This is a genomic window from Chitinophaga silvatica (assembly GCF_003419895.1).
In the GTDB taxonomy this organism is placed as follows: Bacteria; Bacteroidota; Bacteroidia; order Chitinophagales; family Chitinophagaceae; genus Chitinophaga; species Chitinophaga silvatica.
The window spans coordinates 256966-277840 of record NZ_QPMM01000006.1 but is presented as its reverse complement, the minus strand read 5'-3'; the positions used below and the strand labels follow the sequence as shown (position 1 = coordinate 277840).

The 20875-nt window shown below is 39.1% G+C and carries 19 protein-coding genes; 13 read left to right on the top strand and 6 right to left on the bottom strand.

Annotation, left to right across the window (positions count from 1 at the left end):
• The first annotated feature begins 59 nt into the window (after positions 1–59).
• From DVR12_RS12285 to DVR12_RS12270, 4 genes are all read left to right on the top strand, one after another.
• On the top strand, positions 60–854 hold the full coding sequence (locus DVR12_RS12285; RefSeq protein WP_116975968.1) for a sterol desaturase family protein: 795 nt from the start codon (positions 60–62) through the stop codon (positions 852–854).
• A 252-nt stretch (positions 855–1106) separates the two neighbouring features.
• Complete coding sequence (locus tag DVR12_RS12280) at positions 1107–2960, top strand: tetratricopeptide repeat-containing sensor histidine kinase (protein WP_116975967.1); 1854 nt, start codon at positions 1107–1109, stop codon at positions 2958–2960.
• Positions 2961–3058: 98 nt separating this feature from the next.
• A complete protein-coding gene (locus DVR12_RS12275) occupies positions 3059–4147 on the top strand; it encodes a sensor histidine kinase (RefSeq protein ID WP_199417093.1) in 1089 nt (362 codons plus the stop codon).
• Entirely contained in the window at positions 4122–4844 is a 723-nt protein-coding gene (locus DVR12_RS12270; RefSeq protein ID WP_116975966.1) for a LytR/AlgR family response regulator transcription factor, read from the top strand. The genes DVR12_RS12275 and DVR12_RS12270 overlap by 26 nt, the downstream gene beginning before the upstream one ends.
• Here the strand turns inward: DVR12_RS12270 and DVR12_RS12265 are convergent, their stop codons facing one another.
• From DVR12_RS12265 to DVR12_RS12255, 3 genes are all read right to left on the bottom strand, one after another.
• Positions 4845–5390: a cupin domain-containing protein gene (locus DVR12_RS12265; RefSeq protein ID WP_116975965.1), complete on the bottom strand. Its 546-nt coding sequence runs from the start codon at positions 5388–5390 to the stop codon at positions 4845–4847.
• Between the two features lie 65 nt (positions 5391–5455).
• Positions 5456–6211, bottom strand: coding sequence for a hypothetical protein (locus tag DVR12_RS27780; RefSeq protein ID WP_199417092.1), 756 nt, complete (start codon positions 6209–6211; stop codon positions 5456–5458).
• Positions 6208–6777 (bottom strand): cupin domain-containing protein, encoded by a 570-nt coding sequence (locus DVR12_RS12255; RefSeq protein WP_116975964.1) that lies wholly within the window; start codon positions 6775–6777, stop codon positions 6208–6210. The genes DVR12_RS27780 and DVR12_RS12255 overlap by 4 nt, the downstream gene beginning before the upstream one ends.
• Positions 6778–7259: 482 nt before the next feature.
• Between DVR12_RS12255 and DVR12_RS12250 the strand changes: the two genes are divergently transcribed.
• Positions 7260–8258, top strand: a complete 999-nt coding sequence (locus tag DVR12_RS12250) for a carboxypeptidase-like regulatory domain-containing protein (protein ID WP_116975963.1) — start codon at positions 7260–7262, stop codon at positions 8256–8258.
• Positions 8259–8422: 164 nt separating this feature from the next.
• On the opposite strand, the gene tssD is transcribed toward DVR12_RS12250, so the two are convergent.
• Both tssD and DVR12_RS12240 read right to left on the bottom strand, forming a co-directional pair.
• Positions 8423–8809, bottom strand: coding sequence for a type VI secretion system tube protein TssD (gene tssD / locus DVR12_RS12245; RefSeq protein WP_116975962.1), 387 nt, complete (start codon positions 8807–8809; stop codon positions 8423–8425).
• A gap of 52 nt (positions 8810–8861) precedes the next feature.
• Complete coding sequence (locus DVR12_RS12240; RefSeq protein ID WP_116975961.1) at positions 8862–9554, bottom strand: helix-turn-helix domain-containing protein; 693 nt, start codon at positions 9552–9554, stop codon at positions 8862–8864.
• A 656-nt stretch (positions 9555–10210) separates the two neighbouring features.
• Between DVR12_RS12240 and DVR12_RS12235 the strand changes: the two genes are divergently transcribed.
• From DVR12_RS12235 to DVR12_RS12225, 3 genes are read left to right on the top strand one after another with little or no spacing between them, the layout of a single operon-like run.
• Complete coding sequence (locus DVR12_RS12235; RefSeq protein WP_116975960.1) at positions 10211–11095, top strand: AraC family transcriptional regulator; 885 nt, start codon at positions 10211–10213, stop codon at positions 11093–11095.
• Between the two features lie 56 nt (positions 11096–11151).
• Positions 11152–11751, top strand: coding sequence for a class I SAM-dependent methyltransferase (locus tag DVR12_RS12230; protein ID WP_116975959.1), 600 nt, complete (start codon positions 11152–11154; stop codon positions 11749–11751).
• Positions 11752–11776: 25 nt separating this feature from the next.
• Positions 11777–12016, top strand: a complete 240-nt coding sequence (locus DVR12_RS12225) for a hypothetical protein (RefSeq protein ID WP_116975958.1) — start codon at positions 11777–11779, stop codon at positions 12014–12016.
• On the opposite strand, the gene DVR12_RS12220 is transcribed toward DVR12_RS12225, so the two are convergent.
• A complete protein-coding gene (locus DVR12_RS12220) occupies positions 12017–12601 on the bottom strand; it encodes a redoxin domain-containing protein (RefSeq protein ID WP_116975957.1) in 585 nt (194 codons plus the stop codon). It lies immediately after the preceding gene.
• A gap of 203 nt (positions 12602–12804) precedes the next feature.
• Between DVR12_RS12220 and DVR12_RS12215 the strand changes: the two genes are divergently transcribed.
• From DVR12_RS12215 to DVR12_RS12195, 5 genes are all read left to right on the top strand, one after another.
• Positions 12805–13710, top strand: coding sequence for a bestrophin family protein (locus DVR12_RS12215; protein WP_116975956.1), 906 nt, complete (start codon positions 12805–12807; stop codon positions 13708–13710).
• A gap of 77 nt (positions 13711–13787) precedes the next feature.
• Positions 13788–15251, top strand: coding sequence for a DUF3375 domain-containing protein (locus DVR12_RS12210; RefSeq protein ID WP_116975955.1), 1464 nt, complete (start codon positions 13788–13790; stop codon positions 15249–15251).
• A 3-nt stretch (positions 15252–15254) separates the two neighbouring features.
• Positions 15255–15848, top strand: a complete 594-nt coding sequence (locus DVR12_RS12205; RefSeq protein ID WP_116975954.1) for a DUF4194 domain-containing protein — start codon at positions 15255–15257, stop codon at positions 15846–15848.
• A complete protein-coding gene (locus tag DVR12_RS12200) occupies positions 15829–19221 on the top strand; it encodes an ATP-binding protein (protein ID WP_116975953.1) in 3393 nt (1130 codons plus the stop codon). Before DVR12_RS12205 ends, DVR12_RS12200 begins: the two co-directional genes overlap by 20 nt.
• A 258-nt stretch (positions 19222–19479) precedes the next feature.
• Positions 19480–20871: a cytochrome ubiquinol oxidase subunit I gene (locus DVR12_RS12195; RefSeq protein WP_116975952.1), complete on the top strand. Its 1392-nt coding sequence runs from the start codon at positions 19480–19482 to the stop codon at positions 20869–20871.
• Positions 20872–20875 lie beyond the last annotated feature (4 nt).

Sequence of the window (20875 nt, the reverse complement as noted above, 5' to 3'; positions counted from 1 at the left end):
GTTAACCAGCCATAGCATGTTGTTGATCTATTTTTGACAAGCTAACTAAACTTGTGAAAATGGATACAATTATCAACCAATCATTACAAATATTCAATAGCTCCGTTCTGCGTTATTTCTTACTGGCAGGCATCCCGTTTATTATTTTCTATAAATTCCTTCCGGCAAAAATGGTATCACGGAAAATCCAGCAACGTAGTGCCAGCAAGAAGGACTTTCTTAGAGAAATATGGCATTCTATGCAAAGTACCCTGGTTTTTACTATCATTACCTGCATAATAATGTTTACTCCCGTTAGAAATTATACTCAGCTTTACACCAATATAAACGATTTTCCGATCTGGTATTTAATCCTGAGTGTTGCATTAAGCCTGGTAATTCATGACACCTACTTCTACTGGATGCATCGGATTATGCACCATAAAACTTTATTCAATCTTACTCACCTCGTTCATCACCGCAGCACCAATCCATCTCCCTGGACTTCCTACAGCTTTCACCTGCTGGAAGCTGTTGTTGAAGGAGGCGTATTACTGGTTATTACAGTAGTGATGCCAATGCACCCATTGTCAGTTTTGCTTTTCACCGTAGTAGCCTTCATGATTAATGTATATGGCCACCTGGGTTATGAACTAATGCCAAAAGGATTCAGGAAGAGCCCTTTATTTGAAGTTTTAAACTCCTCTGTTCACCACAACCTCCACCACAGCAAGTTTAAAGGCAATTATGGCTTATACTTCAGAGTTTGGGATAGATTAATGGGAACAGAACATCCCGATTATGTAAAGGAATACGATAAAGTACAGGCTCGCAGATTTCCCGAAACTGCACAGCAACTGAAACAAGCAGCATAACATTACATCAATATATGTATAAAAACGCCCTGTTTTCTGGCAATCAGAAAACAGGGCGTTTAAGTTTCAAGCCTATATTCAAAATTTTTACGCTACCTCAACCAGATTGTATATTTTTATCTTTCGCACAGGTTTCCGTCATTACCCTTGCCGTTAATCGACGAAACCCTGCGTTTTATCGATGGTACATAGATATACTCCAAAAGTGCTTTATCTTGAGCCATCCTTGCTATTTAGCATAATAGCTAGTTTATGAAGTACCGTTATAGAATTTATTGTCTTTTTATCTTATGTATCGGAGTTTGCCACCATTTATCTGCCAGGCAAAAATCGGTAGATACTACCTCTATTAATCAATGGTTGCAGATTGCCGATCAGAAAGAGGAAGACAAAAACTATGACTCTACTGAATATTACCTGAAAAAAGCATACGATAAAGCCAAAGAACTGGACTTACCACAGGCCCAAATCAAATGCCTTGGTACCTACTCCCAGTACTATTTCAACAGAATGCGCTACCAGGACGCCTTGAGGGTATCTGAAGAACAGTTAGACATCAGCCTCAAATCAGGGAACATGAAAGCGGCTGCTAACGCATATAATAATATTGCAATACAACAAAAAGCATTAGGACAATTACAGCTTGCCACCGAAAATCTAATTAAAGGTATTAAGATTGGAGAATCATTAAAAGATTCAATTAGCCTTCGCAGATATTATAACAATCTATCCTCTATCTTCCTTAGCCTGAATGATGCGAAAAATAGTCTTTATTATTCCAGAAAAAGCTACGAAATAGCTCTATTAATGAAAGACTCGCTCCTGATAGCCAATAGCATGGTAAATCTGGCAACCAGCGAGGTACTCATTCTTCAATACGACTCAGCTATTGTTCACCTGAAAAAAGTCACCGCTATCTCCGAACGATTCAATAACACATATCTGTTATTATATTCCTATGTCAACATTGGGGATATTTACAACAAAATCCTGAAGCCACAAATAGCACTTGAATATTATGAAAAAGCAAACCGTTTGCTTAAATACGATCCTGATCCCGATTTTGAAATGTATACCAATTGTGGATTAGCTTATACCTATTATAACCTTCATGATTATACGACATCCAGAAAATACTTCGATCTTGCCTTTGAGCCTGCTAAAGATCTGATGCCGAAAACTGATTTAAAAGAGTTGTATCAACTGGGAGCAAATATTCACGAAAAACTCAATAATCCCGCTATAGCACTCAAATTCTTAAAGCTTTCAACCATTTTAAATGACTCTATCCTGAATGAGAAAACGCAACAGGCCATTCATGATATTGAGATCAAATACCAAACCTCAAATAAAGAAAAAGCCATTGTTCAACAACAACTACAAATCAGTAATAAGAATATAGAATTACAGAATAAAAACAAAGTTATTCTCAGTTCTATCGTTGTAATAACCTTACTTGTCAGCGGTTGTATTATCATCTATCTGATCTATAGAAACAAAAACCAGTTAATCGAACTAAATCTGCTTAAAGCCCAAATCCATCCACACTTTCTATTTAATACACTCAATAATCTCTATGCTCTGAGTCTGAATAAATCTGATAAGTCGCCGGGTGTTGTATTGGAATTATCTCAAATACTACGATACATTTTATATGAATGTAATACGGCTACGGTAAATCTCGACAAAGAGTTGATAATGATTGAACGCTATATTTCCCTGGAAAAAATCAGGTATGAGAATCATCTGGAGGTAAATATGGTACTGGAAGGAGAGCTGGATAAATATAATATTGTTCCACTATTGCTGTTACCGCTTGTAGAAAATTCATTTAAGCATGGAATAAGTAAGTTAATGGAGGATGGGTGGATCAATATCTCCGCCAAGATGAAAGGAGATCAATTTACCTTCAAAATATCAAATAATAAATTACCGGAAAGTGATAGCCGTGTTCAACCATCTGCTTATGGGAATATCGGGCTATTCAACATCCGTAAACGATTGGATATATTATATCCGGGGAAGCACGATTTAAAAATCATTGATGAAGACGACGTCTTTGTGGTTGTTATGAAAATAACACTGCAAAAAAATAATGCAGGCTAATACGTTATTAATCGACAAAACAAAGCAGTATATCTTCATTAAATCTACAATGCAGAAAGAGGATATATCTTTGCCTTTTCAAATCTGTTCGCACTTTAATGGCTCAAGGAGTCTTTAAACATATTATCTTTTGGGTAATAGTTACCATTGTACTCACCATTTTCTATGGTATGGGGTTACCCGATTATGGCACAGCCTTGCTGGTCATCCTTATGATACTTCCCGTTCATATTCTTTACTTTTATACAGTAGCATATTGGATTCTCCCCAAATACCTGTACAGAAAAAAATATCTTCAATTATGCATATCCCTATTTGCTTGCGTATTCCTGGCTGGACTGTTTTTCAGACTCATTGAAATATTAGTTGCGGATCCATACATTCTTGGTATTATCAGGAAAAAAGACCCTCAATACCAATGGCACAAACTGGATGGTAACTTCTGGCAACAACTTAAGAAACCAGTATATATAATTAATGCATTAGAACAGAGTAACCTCGTAGTTTGGATAGGCATTTCTCTCAAATTTGTTCAAATGTGGTATGAAAAAAGACAACTAGCTGTCCAATCAGAATTAAGCGCCCTTAAAAGTCAGATACATCCACACTTCTTATTCAATACTCTTAATAACCTGTATGCTCTGACACTCAAACAATCTGAACAGTCACCCGCTATTGTTTTGGGATTATCAGATATTCTCCGTTATATGCTCTATGAATGTAGCACAGATAATGTAGAACTGAGGAGAGATGTTGAAATAATGAAGCATTATATAGAATTAGAAAAATTAAGATACGAAGAACGACTGGATCTGAGCTTCAGTATTACAGGTAATCTGGAGAATCAGCGTATTCCTCCGTTATTGATGTTACCTCTTATTGAAAATGCGTTTAAGCATGGAACCAGTGCCACAGTAGATGATGCCTGGGTTAATATCAACCTTTCTCTTAAAGGAAGCAGATTAAAATTTAAAGTTTCTAACAGTAAACCACTTGCAACAGAAAACAATAGTAAAAATCCAAGCGAACAAATTGGACTTACCAATGTAAGGAAGCGTCTGGAACTATTATTTCCTTTTGCTCACCAGTTACAGGTTTTCGACGAAGATGAAGTTTTTGTAGTTATAATGCAGGTGGATCTCAAACAAAATCTAATACAAAATGAAAATCAAGACGCTGATAGTTGATGACGAACCTCATGCTATTGAGGTTATAGAAAAGTACATTGAAAATTTTCCAGAGATCGAACTGGTAGCAAAATGTAATAATGCTATAATGGCATTTCAGATCCTGCAACAAAACAAAATCGATCTAATGTTTCTGGATATTAAAATGCCGGGCCTTCTGGGAACAGATTTTATTCGTAGTCTGAAACACCCTCCCAAAGTAATCTTCACTACTGCCTATCAGGATTATGCTCTTGAAGGCTTTGATCTGAGTGCAGTAGATTATCTGCTAAAACCAATTCCATTCGATCGATTCTTAAAAGCAATTGATAAGGTATTTGCACTATACAAAGTAAATACCAGTCAGAAAATTAATATAGCAGAAAAAGCGGTTGATCAGAAAAGTGATGTATTTCTGTATCTGCGTGTAGAGAGGAAAATGGTAAAAGTAAATGTTGCAGATATCTATTGGATCGAAAGCCTGAAAGATTATATTAAAGTAGTTCTAAAAGATAAAGTACTGATTTCAAAACAAAAGATAAGTTTACTAGAAGAGCTGCTACCAGAAGAAAAATTCATGCGTATTCATCGTTCATTCATTGTATCAACCGACAAAATTGAGAGCTATCACGCCTATTCTGTGGAATTATTAGGCATTGAATTACCAATTGGAAGGAACTATAAAACTGAGTGTCATAAACGATTAAAGAATATATAATTAATTAGCACAATAACGAGTCCGCAACTCTTTATCTATACCCCGGTGTTTTCCGATTTTTGCCAGCAATTGTAGAATTGAAGGCAAGAGTCGCAGCGTTCCGGGAAAATATAAGCCACTCATTTGCGAAACAATTGCTATAGGAATAATCCCGGCTTTAGCATCTATCCCTCTGTCTAATCGTTCTCCTACCAGTCCGCAAATAATCCTTAACGCATTCTCCAGCCCGGGCGCTCCGGGAGCTACAGTTATTCTAAAAGTTACGGCCACGGAGGCTGGATTATAAAACCGGTGCAACTGTTGCGGCGGAATTTTAAAATTAGTTCCTGAATAAAGTATTATAGGTTGTTTACCTGCCATTTCTATATGCAACTCACCTCCCAGAATAGTGAAAGTTTCGGTAAAGAATTTTGGGTAATAAAAAAGCGTAGAAGCACCAGGACTTAAAACAATTTCAATTTCCGTAAATGCTCCTGCTGTTTCTCTGGCAGTGCGAATAAAAGTCACCTGGTTTTTAATCAATGGATTTGTGATGGTTTCTTTCATAAGCCGGAATAATTAAAACCAAAAAAAACGGCCCCCGGAAAAATCCGGGCGCCATTACAGTAAACCTAAAACGTGTATTTTACACCGATTCCACCATATTCGGCCGAGAATCCTTTGTCTTCATAACCATCTTTCAACAGGTAAGATGGTTGCCAGTCTGCACTTACAGCAAGCGGAAGCCCTTTGAACTTATACTCTGCACCTAAAACAGCCGTCAACCCAAAATAGAAGCGACTTGTTTTTCCATAATACTCGTCAAAAAGATCCCTGTACTTGCCTTTCAGACTGAAATTACCAGCGAATGGTCCACCTCCGGCATACCAACGTAGGCCCGGAACAGGTATATCGCCATGATATTCATACATCACTGTAAGTAGCAAATCTGTACCTACAGCATGATATCCTCTGATTCTGAATATTGCTTCTCCAGCATGATTATTTGCAAAGAAATGCTTCCCCGTAAATGCAATACCCCACATCGCCTTAAGACCTACCGCAGAAGAGTAAAGTGCCTGCTGATTAGGATATGATGATGGTTTGGCAGACACCTTCTCCTCTTTTGGGGAAGTTGCTACTGGCTTTGTTTCAGTAGTTGTGTTTTCCGATTTTGCCACTACTTCCTTGTCTTTTGCCGCTGGTGTTGTAGCAGTTGTAGTCGTTTTCGCTGTAGTTTGTTTTGCTGCTGGCTTAGCAGCAGGTTTTGCAGCAGGTTTTGTTGTTTTTGCAACTGGTTTCTTTTGCGTTTGTGTAGTTTTCACCTGTGCATCTAACGATAATTGAAACATTAGCACTAAAGTGCATAGAGATAGAATTGCTTTCAATTTGTTGACTGTTTTAATGGATTATTGAATTTTTTTCTAAATTTCTTTAAGCAAAAAACCGGGCTAAATAATAGATACAACATTCTTAATGTTACTTCGCGGGGTTGTTCTAATCGAAATATTTTATTGTACTTTCTGAGCAGATATACCATTACATGCAATGATGGAACACCCTGAACATCTGTTTCTCCACTATTGGATAGTTGTGTCATCGTTCGTAAAAATTCGGCTGTCTCCAAAGCCGGATCCACTTTCCAATTCACTATAGTTTCCCTGAAACCAGAATTCCAGATGCTATGACGCGTATTCTTTTTAATATGAATTGCTGAACCAGATCTGTAAATATTGATTTCACCATCCATTCTTACTGTTAATTCTCCTTCCAATACTTTTATATATTCGTCTTGATAGGGATGATAATGAACAGGCGGTTCAATAGAAAATGGAAGATATAACGACTCCATTTCCAGCGTATCACTGCCTGTATCAGATGTTAAGAATTTCACTATCTGTCCGGTTATTACATTCTTTATCGTTTGATCGTCGTACATAAATCTACCGGGCATTTGAAATGATTTATTGAATATTTTTTAAGTTTTGTAGTGATAGTATCTATATCGTTTACTCTAGTTTTTTTTAACTACTCCAACCTCATCTTGGTCCAATCATAAATGTTTTCAATCATCTTTACTTGTTACATGACGCAAAAGCCGTAACCATAGTTGTTGCTTTTAGTGGCACTTTAAACATTTTGAGGTAACTTTTAAGGTTAATCATTTTATTTACTTTTTTGTGTTAGACACAGCAATATTGTAATGATTTTTTTTCCTTAGCAAGCACTATGGATATAGGGTTAAGCAACCTTTACATATGCCCGGAAATCACCTACCAACCCCACTTATGACAGATATAATGTTATCTGAAGTCTTAATGTTGTAGTTCGTCTACAAAAGCAGTGTATATAACTATTACAGCCGATTACCCATGTTACTTTTAAGGGTTATTTCTGAACATTGTGCAAGAATTTGACTTCAAAAAATGGAGAGACATGAAAACAAAATACTTTTTCGTAGCAGCGCTTATACTAGCAGGCTGCTCTAAATCTGGCGACTCCAGCGGAGCTCCGGAAGGAGAAAATATTACCTGGGGGCAACAACCCCAATTACCGACAGTGAGTGGTGATGTAACCTTCAATCTGTCTGCCACTCAAGACCAGGTAAATGTAATGGGCACTACCAACCCCCGTATGCCTAATTTCCCTAGCCTTACTGCAAAAGCTAAAACTCTGAGAGGATTTGTTGCAGATCTGAGTGGTAAACCCATTAAAGGCGCGTATATCGGAATCAGGGCCACACTGGATGGTGGCTTATATAGCGGAGCATCAGGCGAGACCAATGAAAAAGGGTATTACGAAATTTCATTGCCGTCCGGTGCCATCCACTTCTATGCTGCAGGCTATACGATCGATTACGGACAAGGCAGAGCAACCGTAGGACTTTATGCTGCCGATGGAAACGTAAATGGTTTTGCTTACCAAAATGGTGCTGTTAAAAACTTCGTACTGCTGTCTTATGGTGTTGCTAATCCGGATATGTTAAGTCAGCGACCTAAAGATGAAACAAATTATTTTGGAGGTTCTATCTATGTAAGCTACCCGCTACATGATCCGGATGATCCGATTCCAACACTGGGCGAGCTACCTCTGAATGCAGAAATAGTGTTAACACTGAAACCCGATGGAAACGGCCTTTTTGGCGAAAACAAAACTTTTATCATCAACAAAAAAGTCGGAACAAAAAATTTCAACATCAACAATATTCCGGTTGGAAAATATACTATTACGGCTAAACTAAAAGATGGTCGTCAATTGAAGATTAGAGGTATTGGTGCAAACAGTATCAATTGGCCAAATTATGGAGTGTTGCCGCGTGAGGCTACCGGCACAGCCTCCATTTTCTTTACACCACTTTATAATTCTACACCTGCTACTGTTCTTCCGCATGCTGGCAACTGGAGAAATGTAGAGTTAAAATTGGAATTGCCATAATATCTCTGATTCATCTCTTTTATGCAATACCATTTTTCCTATATTCTGATTCTATTACTTGTATGTTGTACCTCAGCCGCAATAAAGCAACCATTTTAACTTGCTCATAACCTCCAATTATAGCGGCAATGGTGCATAGTAGACATTGCCGCTTTTCTTTTTTATTATGGCCAGGGATTTTGGTATGCCGAATGGTTCAGTTTCAGTTCCCTGCAGGAAAGAGTTAAACTAATTTGCATTGGCTCTTCATTGAATGCATTAAATTTCTCCGTATAGGAAATACAATATCCATCCACAAAATGTAGTGTTTTAAGTCTCGACATCGCATCTCTTCTATAGAAAATAATACTCCCGCTTTTTGTCAACGTATTTGAAACCATCCAGTCGAACAGCCGGGTTTGACCGGTAGATTCCAACAGCAGATGTATTAGTCCTCCCTTGGCTCTGGAAACGGGTTTACCGGTATGATCAATGCTTTGTGCAAAGGAAAATTTGCACTCGAGGATATTCATTTCTTCCCCGTCGATGTTTAAAATTGCTTTGAAAGACATGGCATGAGTAGGTTAACAAAAATTAAAGATCAGTAAAAATAAGGATTACTAATCAAATCAGATCAAATGCCTGTGCAAAACTTGTAATATCGTAGCTCGATTGCGCTCCTATTTTTGCCTTAATATTCCTGCGGTGAGTAACAGCAGTTTTTTCAGAGATATTTACTTTAATGGCAATTTCAGCTGCGCTGAATCCCAGGGCCAGTAGCCGGAGTATTTCTTTTTCTCTTTTTGTTAGTGATGAAAAGATATGTTGATTACGACGAAGAAAATTATTCTCGTCCAGCAGCCGGTTAACTTTACTGGTAACATGATGTAAGGGATCTATTGGAATAACGCAGGTAATTATGTGGGTAGGAATTCCGCTGGAATCACGAAGAAATACACGTGTAGAGCCAAGGTGCCAGGCCCAGTCGCTCGATAATGTTGTTCTGACCTGTTGAAAAAAGGTAACAGTTACATTTTCGGCTGCCGGTGCTTTTAGCATTGCTTCGATTTTTGGTACATAATCGGCCGCATCATGTGGATTAAAGAAGGTTGTATAGTAGCCTTCGCCCATTGTCTTTAGCTCATCCAGGGTGACTCCCAGTTCGTGTATGCCACGTGGCGACATATATTCCACATGATTCTTCACAACGTTCATAACAATAATAACAGCCGGAATTTCTGTATCGATCATTTGTAAAGCCTGCAACTTTTCAGTCAGACTATTCGCATTATTATCAAATTCTCTGTGCTCAATCATGTAGAGGAAGTGATCTTGTATAGGTAATTGCTATATGTGTTACAGTTATCTGCCCATTTGTACTACAAATTTATAAAAAAAAAGAAAGGGTCCATTCTGTTGAATAGACCCTTTTTTGGGGATATAAATACGGTGATGGATAAAGTATAATAAAAAAGCTTAAAGACTAAAAGACTGTTGGTGCAAAGATAAGGCAGCAATAGTCGTTTACCAATACCTATTTATGAGTATTTTTAATTTAAAAGGTAAGACAGGGTGACGTTTCAGCATAAATAGTTATCTAGTTTAACCGTAAACGTTATAGATGCTGTATTGACAGGGATATTATCCCTGTCGTACAACACCACGTGGGTAATTAATCTGATTAACTATGGAATAGAAAAGCCAACGATCCAGTAAAAAGCTCTTCACAACCACAATATGTTCTTATACAAAAGAAGCAGATTATCAATCTATATCATAATACTTTTTTAGCCATTAATTATACTTTAACAACTGAAAAACAATGTTTTCTAAATATAAATGTTTAATTAAACATTGAATAATAAAGGGATTAATGAAATTTTATTTTTTCCGATAGATACATTAATTTCATAGTGCTTTTTTATCTTTAATAGTAAACTATTCCACGAAATTAATACCTGCTTATAATTGCAATGAAGAGCAAAATATTAAGAGAGATTACGCCGCTAACTCAGAGTGATTGTTTTACACTGTTCTCCAGAGAGAAGAGAGACTTTGATTTCCCGCTACATTATCATGATGAATTTGAATTGAATTTCATTCAATATGCCAGTGGGGCCAAAAGAATTATTGGAGATCATATCGAAGAAATTGAGGAGCTGGAATTGGTATTGGTAGGCCCTAATCTACAACATGGTTGGTTTACCCATAAACACGACGGGGATATTATGAAGGAAATTACAATCCAGTTTCACCGCGACTTATTCGATGAAAAGTTTCTTCAGCGAAATCAAATGAGTTTTATTAGAAATATGTTTGAGCGTTCATTGAGGGGTATTCTGTTCTCTCAGGAAACAACCAGACAAATTATGCCTCGTTTAATTAAACTTTCGCAGCAGCAGGGATTTGATTCCGTATTGGAACTGATGTCGATTTTACATGATTTGTCGACTAGTCGGAATATGCGCATTTTGTCTGATGCTACTTTCGGCAATGTAGAATCATTTTCCTACAACAGCCGGAGAGTGGAAAAGATCATGAATTATCTGAACGCCAATTTCGATAAAAATGTTTCTTTGGGAGAAGCTGCCAAATTAGCATCTATGACAGAAGTGGCATTTAGCCGGTTCTTTAAGGCTCGTATTGGTAAAACGTTTGTAGATACCCTGATTGAAATTCGCCTGGGGCATGCTTCCAGATTATTGATAGATACCACTCATACTGTAAATGAAATCGCCTATAAATGCGGGTTCAATAATATTTCAAACTTTAATCGCATCTTTAAAAAGAAAAAAGATTGTACCCCGAAAGAGTTCAGGATGGCTTATACCGCCTCCGGAACCAGAACATTTATTTAAAAAAATAACAGTGTTTACTTAATCGGCTGAGGGTAAAATCGTACCTTTGCGCCCTCATGCAAAATTTTACGTTTTTAAAGCCGAATTGTTTTATCAACGATGCAGCATTCGACTGGTTGTATCCAGAACAGATCCAACAACATTCAAGACGGCACTGGACGCCGCTTGGAATTGCCAAAACTGCTGCTCGTTTCCTGGCCACCGGCCCTGGGAAAAAGATACTCGATATCGGTAGTGGGGTAGGGAAATTTTGCCTGGTAGGAGCCCGCCATTTTCCGGAAGTCTTTTTCCATGGAGTAGAACAACGCGTCGACCTCCATCAGCACGCCCTGGAAGTTAAAGACGCTACTGGTATCCATAACGCTTTCTTTACCCATGGGAATTTTACGCAAATCGATTTTTCCGAATACGATGGCTTCTATTTCTACAATGCTTTCTTCGAAAATCTGACAGATTCAGATCATATAGATCACACTGTCGAATATTCCGCCAGTTTATACCATTACTATTGCCGCTATCTCTTTAAAAAACTGGAGGAATGCGCAAGCGGCACCCGCCTCGTAACTTTTCATAGCCTGGAAGATGAGATACCTCCTTGCTTTCAATTAGTAGATGCGTCTAACGACCTGATGCTAAAAATGTGGATCAGAAGATAGGATTCGATATATAAAAATTAATACAATGACGAAAGAGAAACATGCTTTACAGATTCTGGCTAAACTTTCTACAGCCACAGACTATTCACAGGCAGATCAGATTCTGAATAACTCAGAAAATGAGCTGCAGGCTTTATATAAAGAAGTCATTCCGGTTCTCGAAAATAAAATAACTGAACTCTCACCGCTTGACTGCAACAGCCTTCAATGGAGCATTTACAAATACACACTGGTGTATACCCGCTCTCAAATGGAGATGGCCTGATCAGGCACTTATCGCAAGCTGGTTACCGATAGCCGCTATAATCTTTTCTACAGGAAGTGAATTTTGTAAATAATGATCTACAAATGCAAAATTGATTTCTGAAGAAGGGGATAGCACATATACTGCTGGTACCGGTACATCTTCATTTACTCCTGAAACCCGGCCCCAAATTGGATCAGTTTCACTGTATATACCTGCTTTGCGGGCAATACGGTGCTGAGTATCATGTATTATATCAAACGCCGGACTGGTTGGATGAATCGCTTTAAATTGCTTTTTATCCTCCGTAGATATTACTACTAATTTTGCCCCTGCCGCTTCAACTGCCGCCTGCAATTGCTGCAACTCAGCAAAATATCTGTCGCCATACGCATTCCAATGCCAGGAATAAAAAGCTACTACCAACGGCTGTGTTCCTAAATTGAATAAACGCCCTCCTTCTTCCAACGATACCTCCGGAAAATATGCTCCCCGCTCCAATGGATTAATACGAACCCTGTTACGATTTGGACTAGGAAAATTTTCTGGCACCGGCTCTGTAAGAAAATCGGCATATCTGTAAAGTGTAGAAGAAGCTGTAGACATAATATTTCTTTTTTAATGGCTGATATCCGGCCGCTGTTTTAGGTTTGGTTTCGATTCTGAAAACAAATATAAAGCAAAAAATCAATTTCCCTACTAAATCTATAGACTATTAGGGTAAATAAATTATAAACTATTGGTTTCTAACATTATATTTTTCCTTTTTTTTATTTAAATTGATATAGTCTGTCTAAAACCCTAAAATTATGCTGCTGAAACACAGGCTCTCTATAAGCCAGATTTTTGCTTTCACCTGGAAAGTCGACCTTCTCCTCCTCGCATGCTGCACCCTTGTCTATTTCTTAGATGTCCACTATCTATACTTTAAACTCGAAATTCCTGTAGGCATTTCTGCCGTATTAGGTACTGCCATCGCTTTCTTTATTGGCTTCAACAACAACCAGGCATACGACAGATGGTGGGAAGCCCGCAAAATTTGGGGCGCAATTACAAACGATTCAAGATCCTGGGCCCGAAGCCTGTATAATTACCATAATTCAACCGAAGTGGCCACCCAAAGCCTAATTCGACACATGATCTACAGACACCTGGCATTCGTTTATGCCCTCAAAACCGCACTCCGTAAACGGCCAGACGATTACTATACCCGATATCTAGCTCAGGATGAAATTGAAGCCGTGCAAAAAGAAACAAATATCCCCAATGCCATTCTTAACCTCCAGGCCAAAGACCTCCAACTACTCCGAAATACCGGGGCTATTGACGGATTTACCTTCCTGGAACTAGACCAGCTGCTGGTAAAACACTGCGACTCTATGGGCCAGTCTGAACGCATCAGAAATACCGTTTTTCCACCAACCTACCTCTATTTCACCAAGGTATTCATTTGGTTCTATGTGATCCTCAACACCTTCCTGATGACAGATACCATAGGAGCATGGTCGATCCCCTTCGGTTGGATGTTCGGTTTCGTTTTCCACGCCACCCACCTCAATGGCACCTTCCTCCAAGACCCCTTCGACTTCCAGCCATTATCAATCCCCCTCGATAATATCGCCCGAAATATAGAAATCAATACAATTCAATTACTTGGAGAAGAACCCGTTCCAGGCCCGGTAAAACCCCGCATGGATGGACTATATATCATGTAAATTCCTTACTTTAACGACTAAACGCTGCCTTTACGAATTGCTTTTTACTAATTCGTAATTTCCTATTTTTACACTATATGACGTATGAACAATTATGTAATCTATACGCCCAGTCGGTAACTCTCAAAATTTTGCGGGCCCGTAGCGCACCCATGATGCTGTCATTTTTTCATTACACCTTTAAAGAAAAAAATCAGACAACCATTCCAAACGTAGAACTGGTAACCAGATTATCAGACTACCTGGGCGTAACCGGCTACATGACAACCGACGACGAAATAGATGCATCCGGATTATTGGATAACGACGACGAAAGAGCTAAAAAATATATCGATCAGTGGAGCAATAAAGGATTCCTCAGAAAATATCCCGATGACGACGGGGTCGACATCCATGAGCTAAGCAGCGATATGGAAAAAGTAATGCACTGGGTTTCTACACTCCAAAAAAGAGAATTTGTTGGTACCGAAAGCCGGTTTAAAGACATCTTCGCTAAAGTCAAAGAACTGGTAGACCAAAGCAATAAAGACCCTCAGCAAAGAATACAGGAACTCGAAAAGAAAAAATTTGAAATCGAACAGGAAATAAAAGCTATTACCATCACCGGTAAAGTCCAGGTATTCGACGATACCCAAATAAAAGAACGCTTTTATGATGTAAACCGAATGTCGAGAGAACTCCTCAGCGATTTCAAAGAAGTAGAACAAAATTTCGAACAAATCACACAGGAAATATATCGTAAACAAAGCGAAAGAGATATCGCTAAAGGTACACTCCTGGCATATACGCTCGATTCCTTCGAAGCGCTCCGGCAAAAAGACCAGGGCAAAAGCTTCTACTCCTTCTGGCAATTCCTGATGGACGAAAATAAACAAACGGAAATGCGCGACCTGATCGAGCAACTTTACATCCTGCTCGAAGAAAGAAACATCGAATATAAAAACGATCGTTTCCTTAAAAAACTAAAACAATTCCTCCACGCCTCAGGCAAAAAGGTAATTGATGCCAATAAAAAACTAAGCGATAAACTTAGCCGCGTACTTAGTGAAACCAACTTCACCGAACATCGCAAAGCCATGGAACTGATAAACGACATCCGTCAATTTGCCTTCCAGGCCCTCGAAAAACCTCCCGGCGAAGAATTCTTTATCGACCTGGAAAGCGAACCGGAAATCGACCTGTTCGACAGATGGGATATGGCAGAAGAAAAGAAACCTAACCTGCAGGTTGCCTTCCCGGAAGGACTCGGAGGAAACGACTTCGAAGCTTCCGATTTACAAGCCCTGTTCAATCAGTTTAATATCGACAGAGCCCAGCTGGAAGACAGAATCGCCACCCAACTTCAGGAAAAGAAACAGGTAAGCCTGAAAGAATTAATAGACGTATACGGCGCCGAAAAGGGATTAACAGAATTAATCACCTACTTCTCCATCGCCAGTCAATCGTCTCATCACATCATTCTGGAAACACCCGATCCGGTGACTCTGGGTAGCCGTACCATTAACATGCCTATGGTACTGTTTACCAATGCTCAAAACTAATCTATGGCCGAAAAAAATACATCCGCCTTTGCTCATGTTTTTCTAAAACTAATGCAGGGGCCCCTCTACGAAGAAGATAAAACCTACTGGAAGGATTTATTAAGCTGGCAAACAGAATTAAGCAAATACCTCCAACAGGTTGGATTACAACTGGTAATCAGTGAATCAGACGGTTTTGCAAGAATTGTACAACCAGAAGCCGACGAAAACCAGACAGAGAAACCATTACCCCGACTCATGCGTAAAACACGCCTCACATACGAAGCAACCCTGCTCTGTATCGTGCTGCGTGAAGCACTCGACGAATTCGATATCAAAGGCAATGGTACCAGACTTTTCCTTACCCAAAAAGAAATCAAGGAAAGACTGGCCATCTTCTTTAAAGAAAGACATAATAAATCTAAACTCCTTAAAGATCTTAATAAACCCATCAACAGCTTATTAAATGTTGGAGTACTGAAAGTTACCCGGGAAGACGCTGCAAACAAAGAGCTACATCAATACGAGGTAAAAAGAATTATTAAAGCACTGGTCAACAACGAAAAATTAGAAGAAATAAAATCAAAATTAAAACTGCATGTCAACCCTCTTCAATAGTGACGCTAAAGAAAGTGGATTCCGGTTGCAGTATTTTGAAATATACAACTGGGGCACTTTTCATAATAAAATATATCGGGTAAATACCAACGGACAAACCTCCTTACTTACCGGTGCCAATGGTAGCGGTAAAACTACCCTGGTAGATGCCCTCCTGACCCTGATGGTACCATCAGGCAAACGCTTCTATAACCAGTCTTCCGGCACCGATCAACGCCGCGACAGAGGTGAAGAATCATACTTCTGGGGATATTACGGGAAAACATTTTCCGAAGAATCACAACAATCAAAAACCGATCAGTTGCGACATAAGGAAAATAATCCCTACTCCGTTCTCCTTGCATATTTCTATAATGCCGCAACCATGCACCAGATCACTCTGGCACAGGTAAGGTGGTATGCCGGTGAAATGAAAAGACAATTTATCGTCTCCCCCCACAAACTCAATATCAACGACCATTTCGGTAATGGTAAATTTGATATGAAGGGCGATTGGAAAAAGAAATTGCGCCTCGAATATCCTAAAACCGAAATCACTGATAGCTTCAAAGAATATGCTGCTTTGTTTAGCAACATTTTCGGGCTACGTAGCGAAAAAGCACTTTCACTTTTCAACCAAACTGTTGGTATTAAAGTGTTGGGCGACCTGAATTCATTCATCCGCGGGCAAATGCTCGATGAACCGGAAAGTGAAAGTGAATTCCTTAAACTACGCGAAAACTACGATAGTTTGCTTACCAGCCACAGAGCCATTCAAAAAGATGAAACCCAGCTGAAAATGCTGGAACCAATCATCGAAAACAGAACTATCTGGCAATCGGTACAAACAAAAAACAGAGAGCTTCATGCCCTCCAGGATGTTCTGCCAACCTGGTTCAACAAACAGGAAAAAGAAATCCTCGAACAGGAGCTTCACCTGCTACAGCAAGAACAGGAACTTACCGCCACCTCATTAACTGGTATCAATGATCAGCTCAAATCCTTACAGCTAAGAAAAGATGAACTGATTGCTCAAAAAGCCAATAATAGCGTAGATGAGCAATTAAGATCCATAGAAAAATCCATTCACTACGAACAGAAGTCATTAGAGACTAAACGTAGTAAAATGGATGAGTATAATAAATTAGCCGAAAGACTTAATCTGATTTCAAACCCGGATGAACACAGGTTTCACGATAATATCTCCAAAGCTGAAAAACAGCTGGGAAGCCTGGATAAACAAATCGATTCCCTACAGGAAGAAATTTTTCATCATAAAAGCAGCCTGGCAGCCGAACAAACAGAAGCCCGCAGATTAGAAGAAGAAATCGACTCGTTCCTAAACCGTAAGAATAACATCCCTTATGAGCTGATCCGCATTCGCCAGCAATTGGCCGATATGCTGGAAATCTCTGAAGATGCATTGCCATTTGCTGGTGAGTTAATGAGGGTTAAAGACGAAGAAATCCATTGGGAAAATGCTATCGAAAAGGTACTGCACAACTTCGCTTTAAGACTGCTGGTGCCAGAAGAATATATTCGCGATATCAACAGATATATCAACGAAAATAACCTGCAAACCAGGTTGGTATACCATAAGGTGGAAGAGCAATCCTATACCATGTTGCGCATGCCCACCGAAAAAGATAGCCTGTTACAAAAGATTGAGATCAAGCCAAAAACTGCATTTAAAGACTGGCTCGAGCAACAACTCCTCGACCAGTTCGACTATACCTGCACCGATGATATGGAGGTCTTTAATAAGTCGAAAAAGGCAGTTACAGCTAATGGATTAATCAGGCAGGCTACCCGCCACGAAAAAGATGACAGACCTTCCCGTACACAGAAAAACAACTATGTGCTGGGATGGAATAATAAAAACAAACTTCGCCTGCTGAAAGAAGAACAGGACGAATGCAATGCCAGCATCGAAACTATGCAGCATAGCATCTCACAACTGGAAACAGCTCGCAAAGGCATCTTGGGTAACCATACTTTCTTAACTGCTTTCCTTTCACTCCGTAATTATTCCGAAATTAACTGGCAATCACATGCCGAAGTAATTGAAACTTTTGCAAGAGAGAAAAATGCACTCTTACAGACAAGTGATAAATACCAGGTAATCTGTGAGCAGCTGGATGATACCAGCAACAGTATCGTTGCTAAAGAACAGGAAAAAGAAAGAATATTACAGGAAAAGGGAAGACTGGATGATAAGGCTGCTGAAAAAATCAGGTATATCAACCAACTACGTGTTAATAAACTTGATGATGCCTCCCAACAAAAAGTACTGGAATTCCTTACAGAACTGGCCATTACAGAAACGGCTCAAACAGCGGCTCAATTAGCAGGTCATCGGAAAAAAGCAGATGAAAGTCTGAAAACTTCCATGAATGAAGCTTTACGTATTGCTACCGAAAAAGAATCAGAGATTACCAGACAACTCTCTGCTTTTGTAATGCCTCCAAAAGCCATTCATGACGCCTATCCCGATTGGTTGGGCGATGTAAATGATCTGCAACCCCATGTCAAATACCTGGATGAATTTACAGCCCTTTACGAGCGTATTAAATTCCAGCGCCTGATCGAGCATAAAGAACGTTTCAGAAAGTATATGGACACAAGCATGCTCAACGCAATCACTAACTATCGGGCATGGATATACGGGCAGGAAGATCTTATCAGAGAAGTAATTGAAGATCTTAACGAGCCACTGAGAAATATCACTTTCAATAAAAACCCGGATACCTATCTGCAGCTGGAATGCCGCCATGTCAGAGATGTTGAGATCCGCAACTTCAAAGAGAAGTTAAGCGGTGCTGTACCAGATTCCTATAAATATCATATGGAAAAGGATGAAGAATATGGTGATCAGCTTTTTAATAATATCAAGGCTTTGATTGATGAATTACAGCAAAACGAAGCGTGGAGAAGAAAAGTAACCGATGTACGTAATTGGCTGGATTTCGGTGCAAAAGAATTCTATATTTCCGATAATCGCGGGTTTAAATATTACGAAGATACCGCAAGCCTTTCCGGAGGTGAAAAAGCCCAATTCACCTACACTATTTTAGGTGCTGCAATTGCATATCAATTTGGTATCAACGAAACAAACCGTCAGCATCGTAGTTTACGTTTCATTACTGTAGACGAAGCATTCAGTAAACTAGACCCTGAAAAGAGTCATTACCTGATGGAATACTGTGGCCAGCTAAATCTGCAATTACTCGTTGTAACACCATTGGATAAGCTCAATATTGCTGAACCATATATTCATGCCTGTCATTTCGTTGCTAATAAAAATAAGCGCGATTCTGTAGTATATAACTTTACTATGGAGGAATATCAGGAACGAAAGAAGGAATTTGAATCTATGGCAGCTACGATGTCGTAAAACCGAATAAACCTGCCTTACATGATAAATGTCAGGCAGGTTTATCTTTTTCCCCAAAATTTACCCTTCTATCCCAAAAAATATTTTCGTTAAATCGTAATCACTCCTCACCAGGCAGGAAATCAGACACAACAACCTTTTTATTGAATTTTTGTTGATAAAAAGGGTGTAGAAATATTTATATTTATCTAAATACATGATAAACGTCAGGTTCATGAAATCCTACACCTACTACCTTTGTAACAATAATTCAAGATTATGCCTTCCGTAGAAATACTGTCCAGGGTCCAATTTGCATTCACTATTGCATTTCATTACATCTATCCTCCGCTGAGCATAGGATTAGGCCTATGTCTCGTTATTATGGAAGGGTTATATCTGAAAACAGGATTATCGTTGTATAAAGACATAACGCGTTTCTGGATTAAGATATTTGCACTCATTTTTGGAATTGGAGTAGCTACCGGTATTGTGATGGAATTTGAATTTGGTACAAACTGGGCTACCTATTCGCACTATGTAGGTGATATTTTTGGTAGTGCCCTGGCGGCTGAAGGAATTTTTGCATTTGCAATGGAATCGGCTTTCTTAGGAGTACTACTCTTTGGATGGAATAGAGTACATAAAGGAGTACACTTTTTCTCTACCTGTATGGTGGCTCTGGGTTCAATATTTTCTGCCCTATGGATCGTAATTGCAAATTCCTGGCAACAAACACCTGCAGGTTTTAAGATAGAAGGCGAGGGGTTAAAGGCCAGAGCTGTGGTTACAGATTTTTGGGAGATGGTGCTGAATCCTTCCTCAGTAGATCGATTTTCTCATGTAATAATCGGGGCTTTCCTTTCCGGAGCGTTTCTGGTGATTAGTGTAGGAGCTTATTATATTCTTAAACAGCGCCATACAAAGCATGCCCAGGCTATGTTTAAGGTAGGTCTGAGTGTTGCAGTCATAGCGGCATTACTACAACTATTTACAGGCCATCGTTCAGCCCATTACGTTAGTAAATATCAACCAGCTAAATTAGCCGCAATGGAAGGGCATTACGATAGTCTTGCTGTTGCACCTATGTATCTGGTGGGGTGGGTAGATAATAAAACTGAGAAAACAACAGGTATAAGCATTCCCGGGGGCTTATCATTTCTGACTCATGGTAGTTTTTCGGCACCGGTACAGGGTTTAAATGCAACACCAAAGGAAGACAGACCTACTGCTGTTAACTTTGTTTTCCAGATGTATCATTTAATGATATCAATAGGTATGATATTGATAGGACTTACTTTGTTAGGCCTTTTTCTATTGTGGAAAAAGCAGTTGTTTAATAAGCGTTGGTTGATGTTGATCTTTTGCTGGTCGGTTCTTCTACCTCAAATTGCCAACCAGGTAGGTTGGTATGCAGCCGAAGTTGGCCGGCAGCCATGGGTAGTATATAACCTGCTTCGGACTTCAGACGCCCTTTCCCGTAAGGTAACAGCAGATCAGGTTTTATTTTCTCTCATCCTGTTCACTTTTGTATATGTAGTATTGTTTGTATTGTTCATCTATCTGCTGAATAAGAAAATTCAGCACGGACCAGATATTTCAGAAGACTCAGAGATTCAGTACGACGGTTATTATCACGATAATATCACCTATCACCCTACAAAATTATAATGGT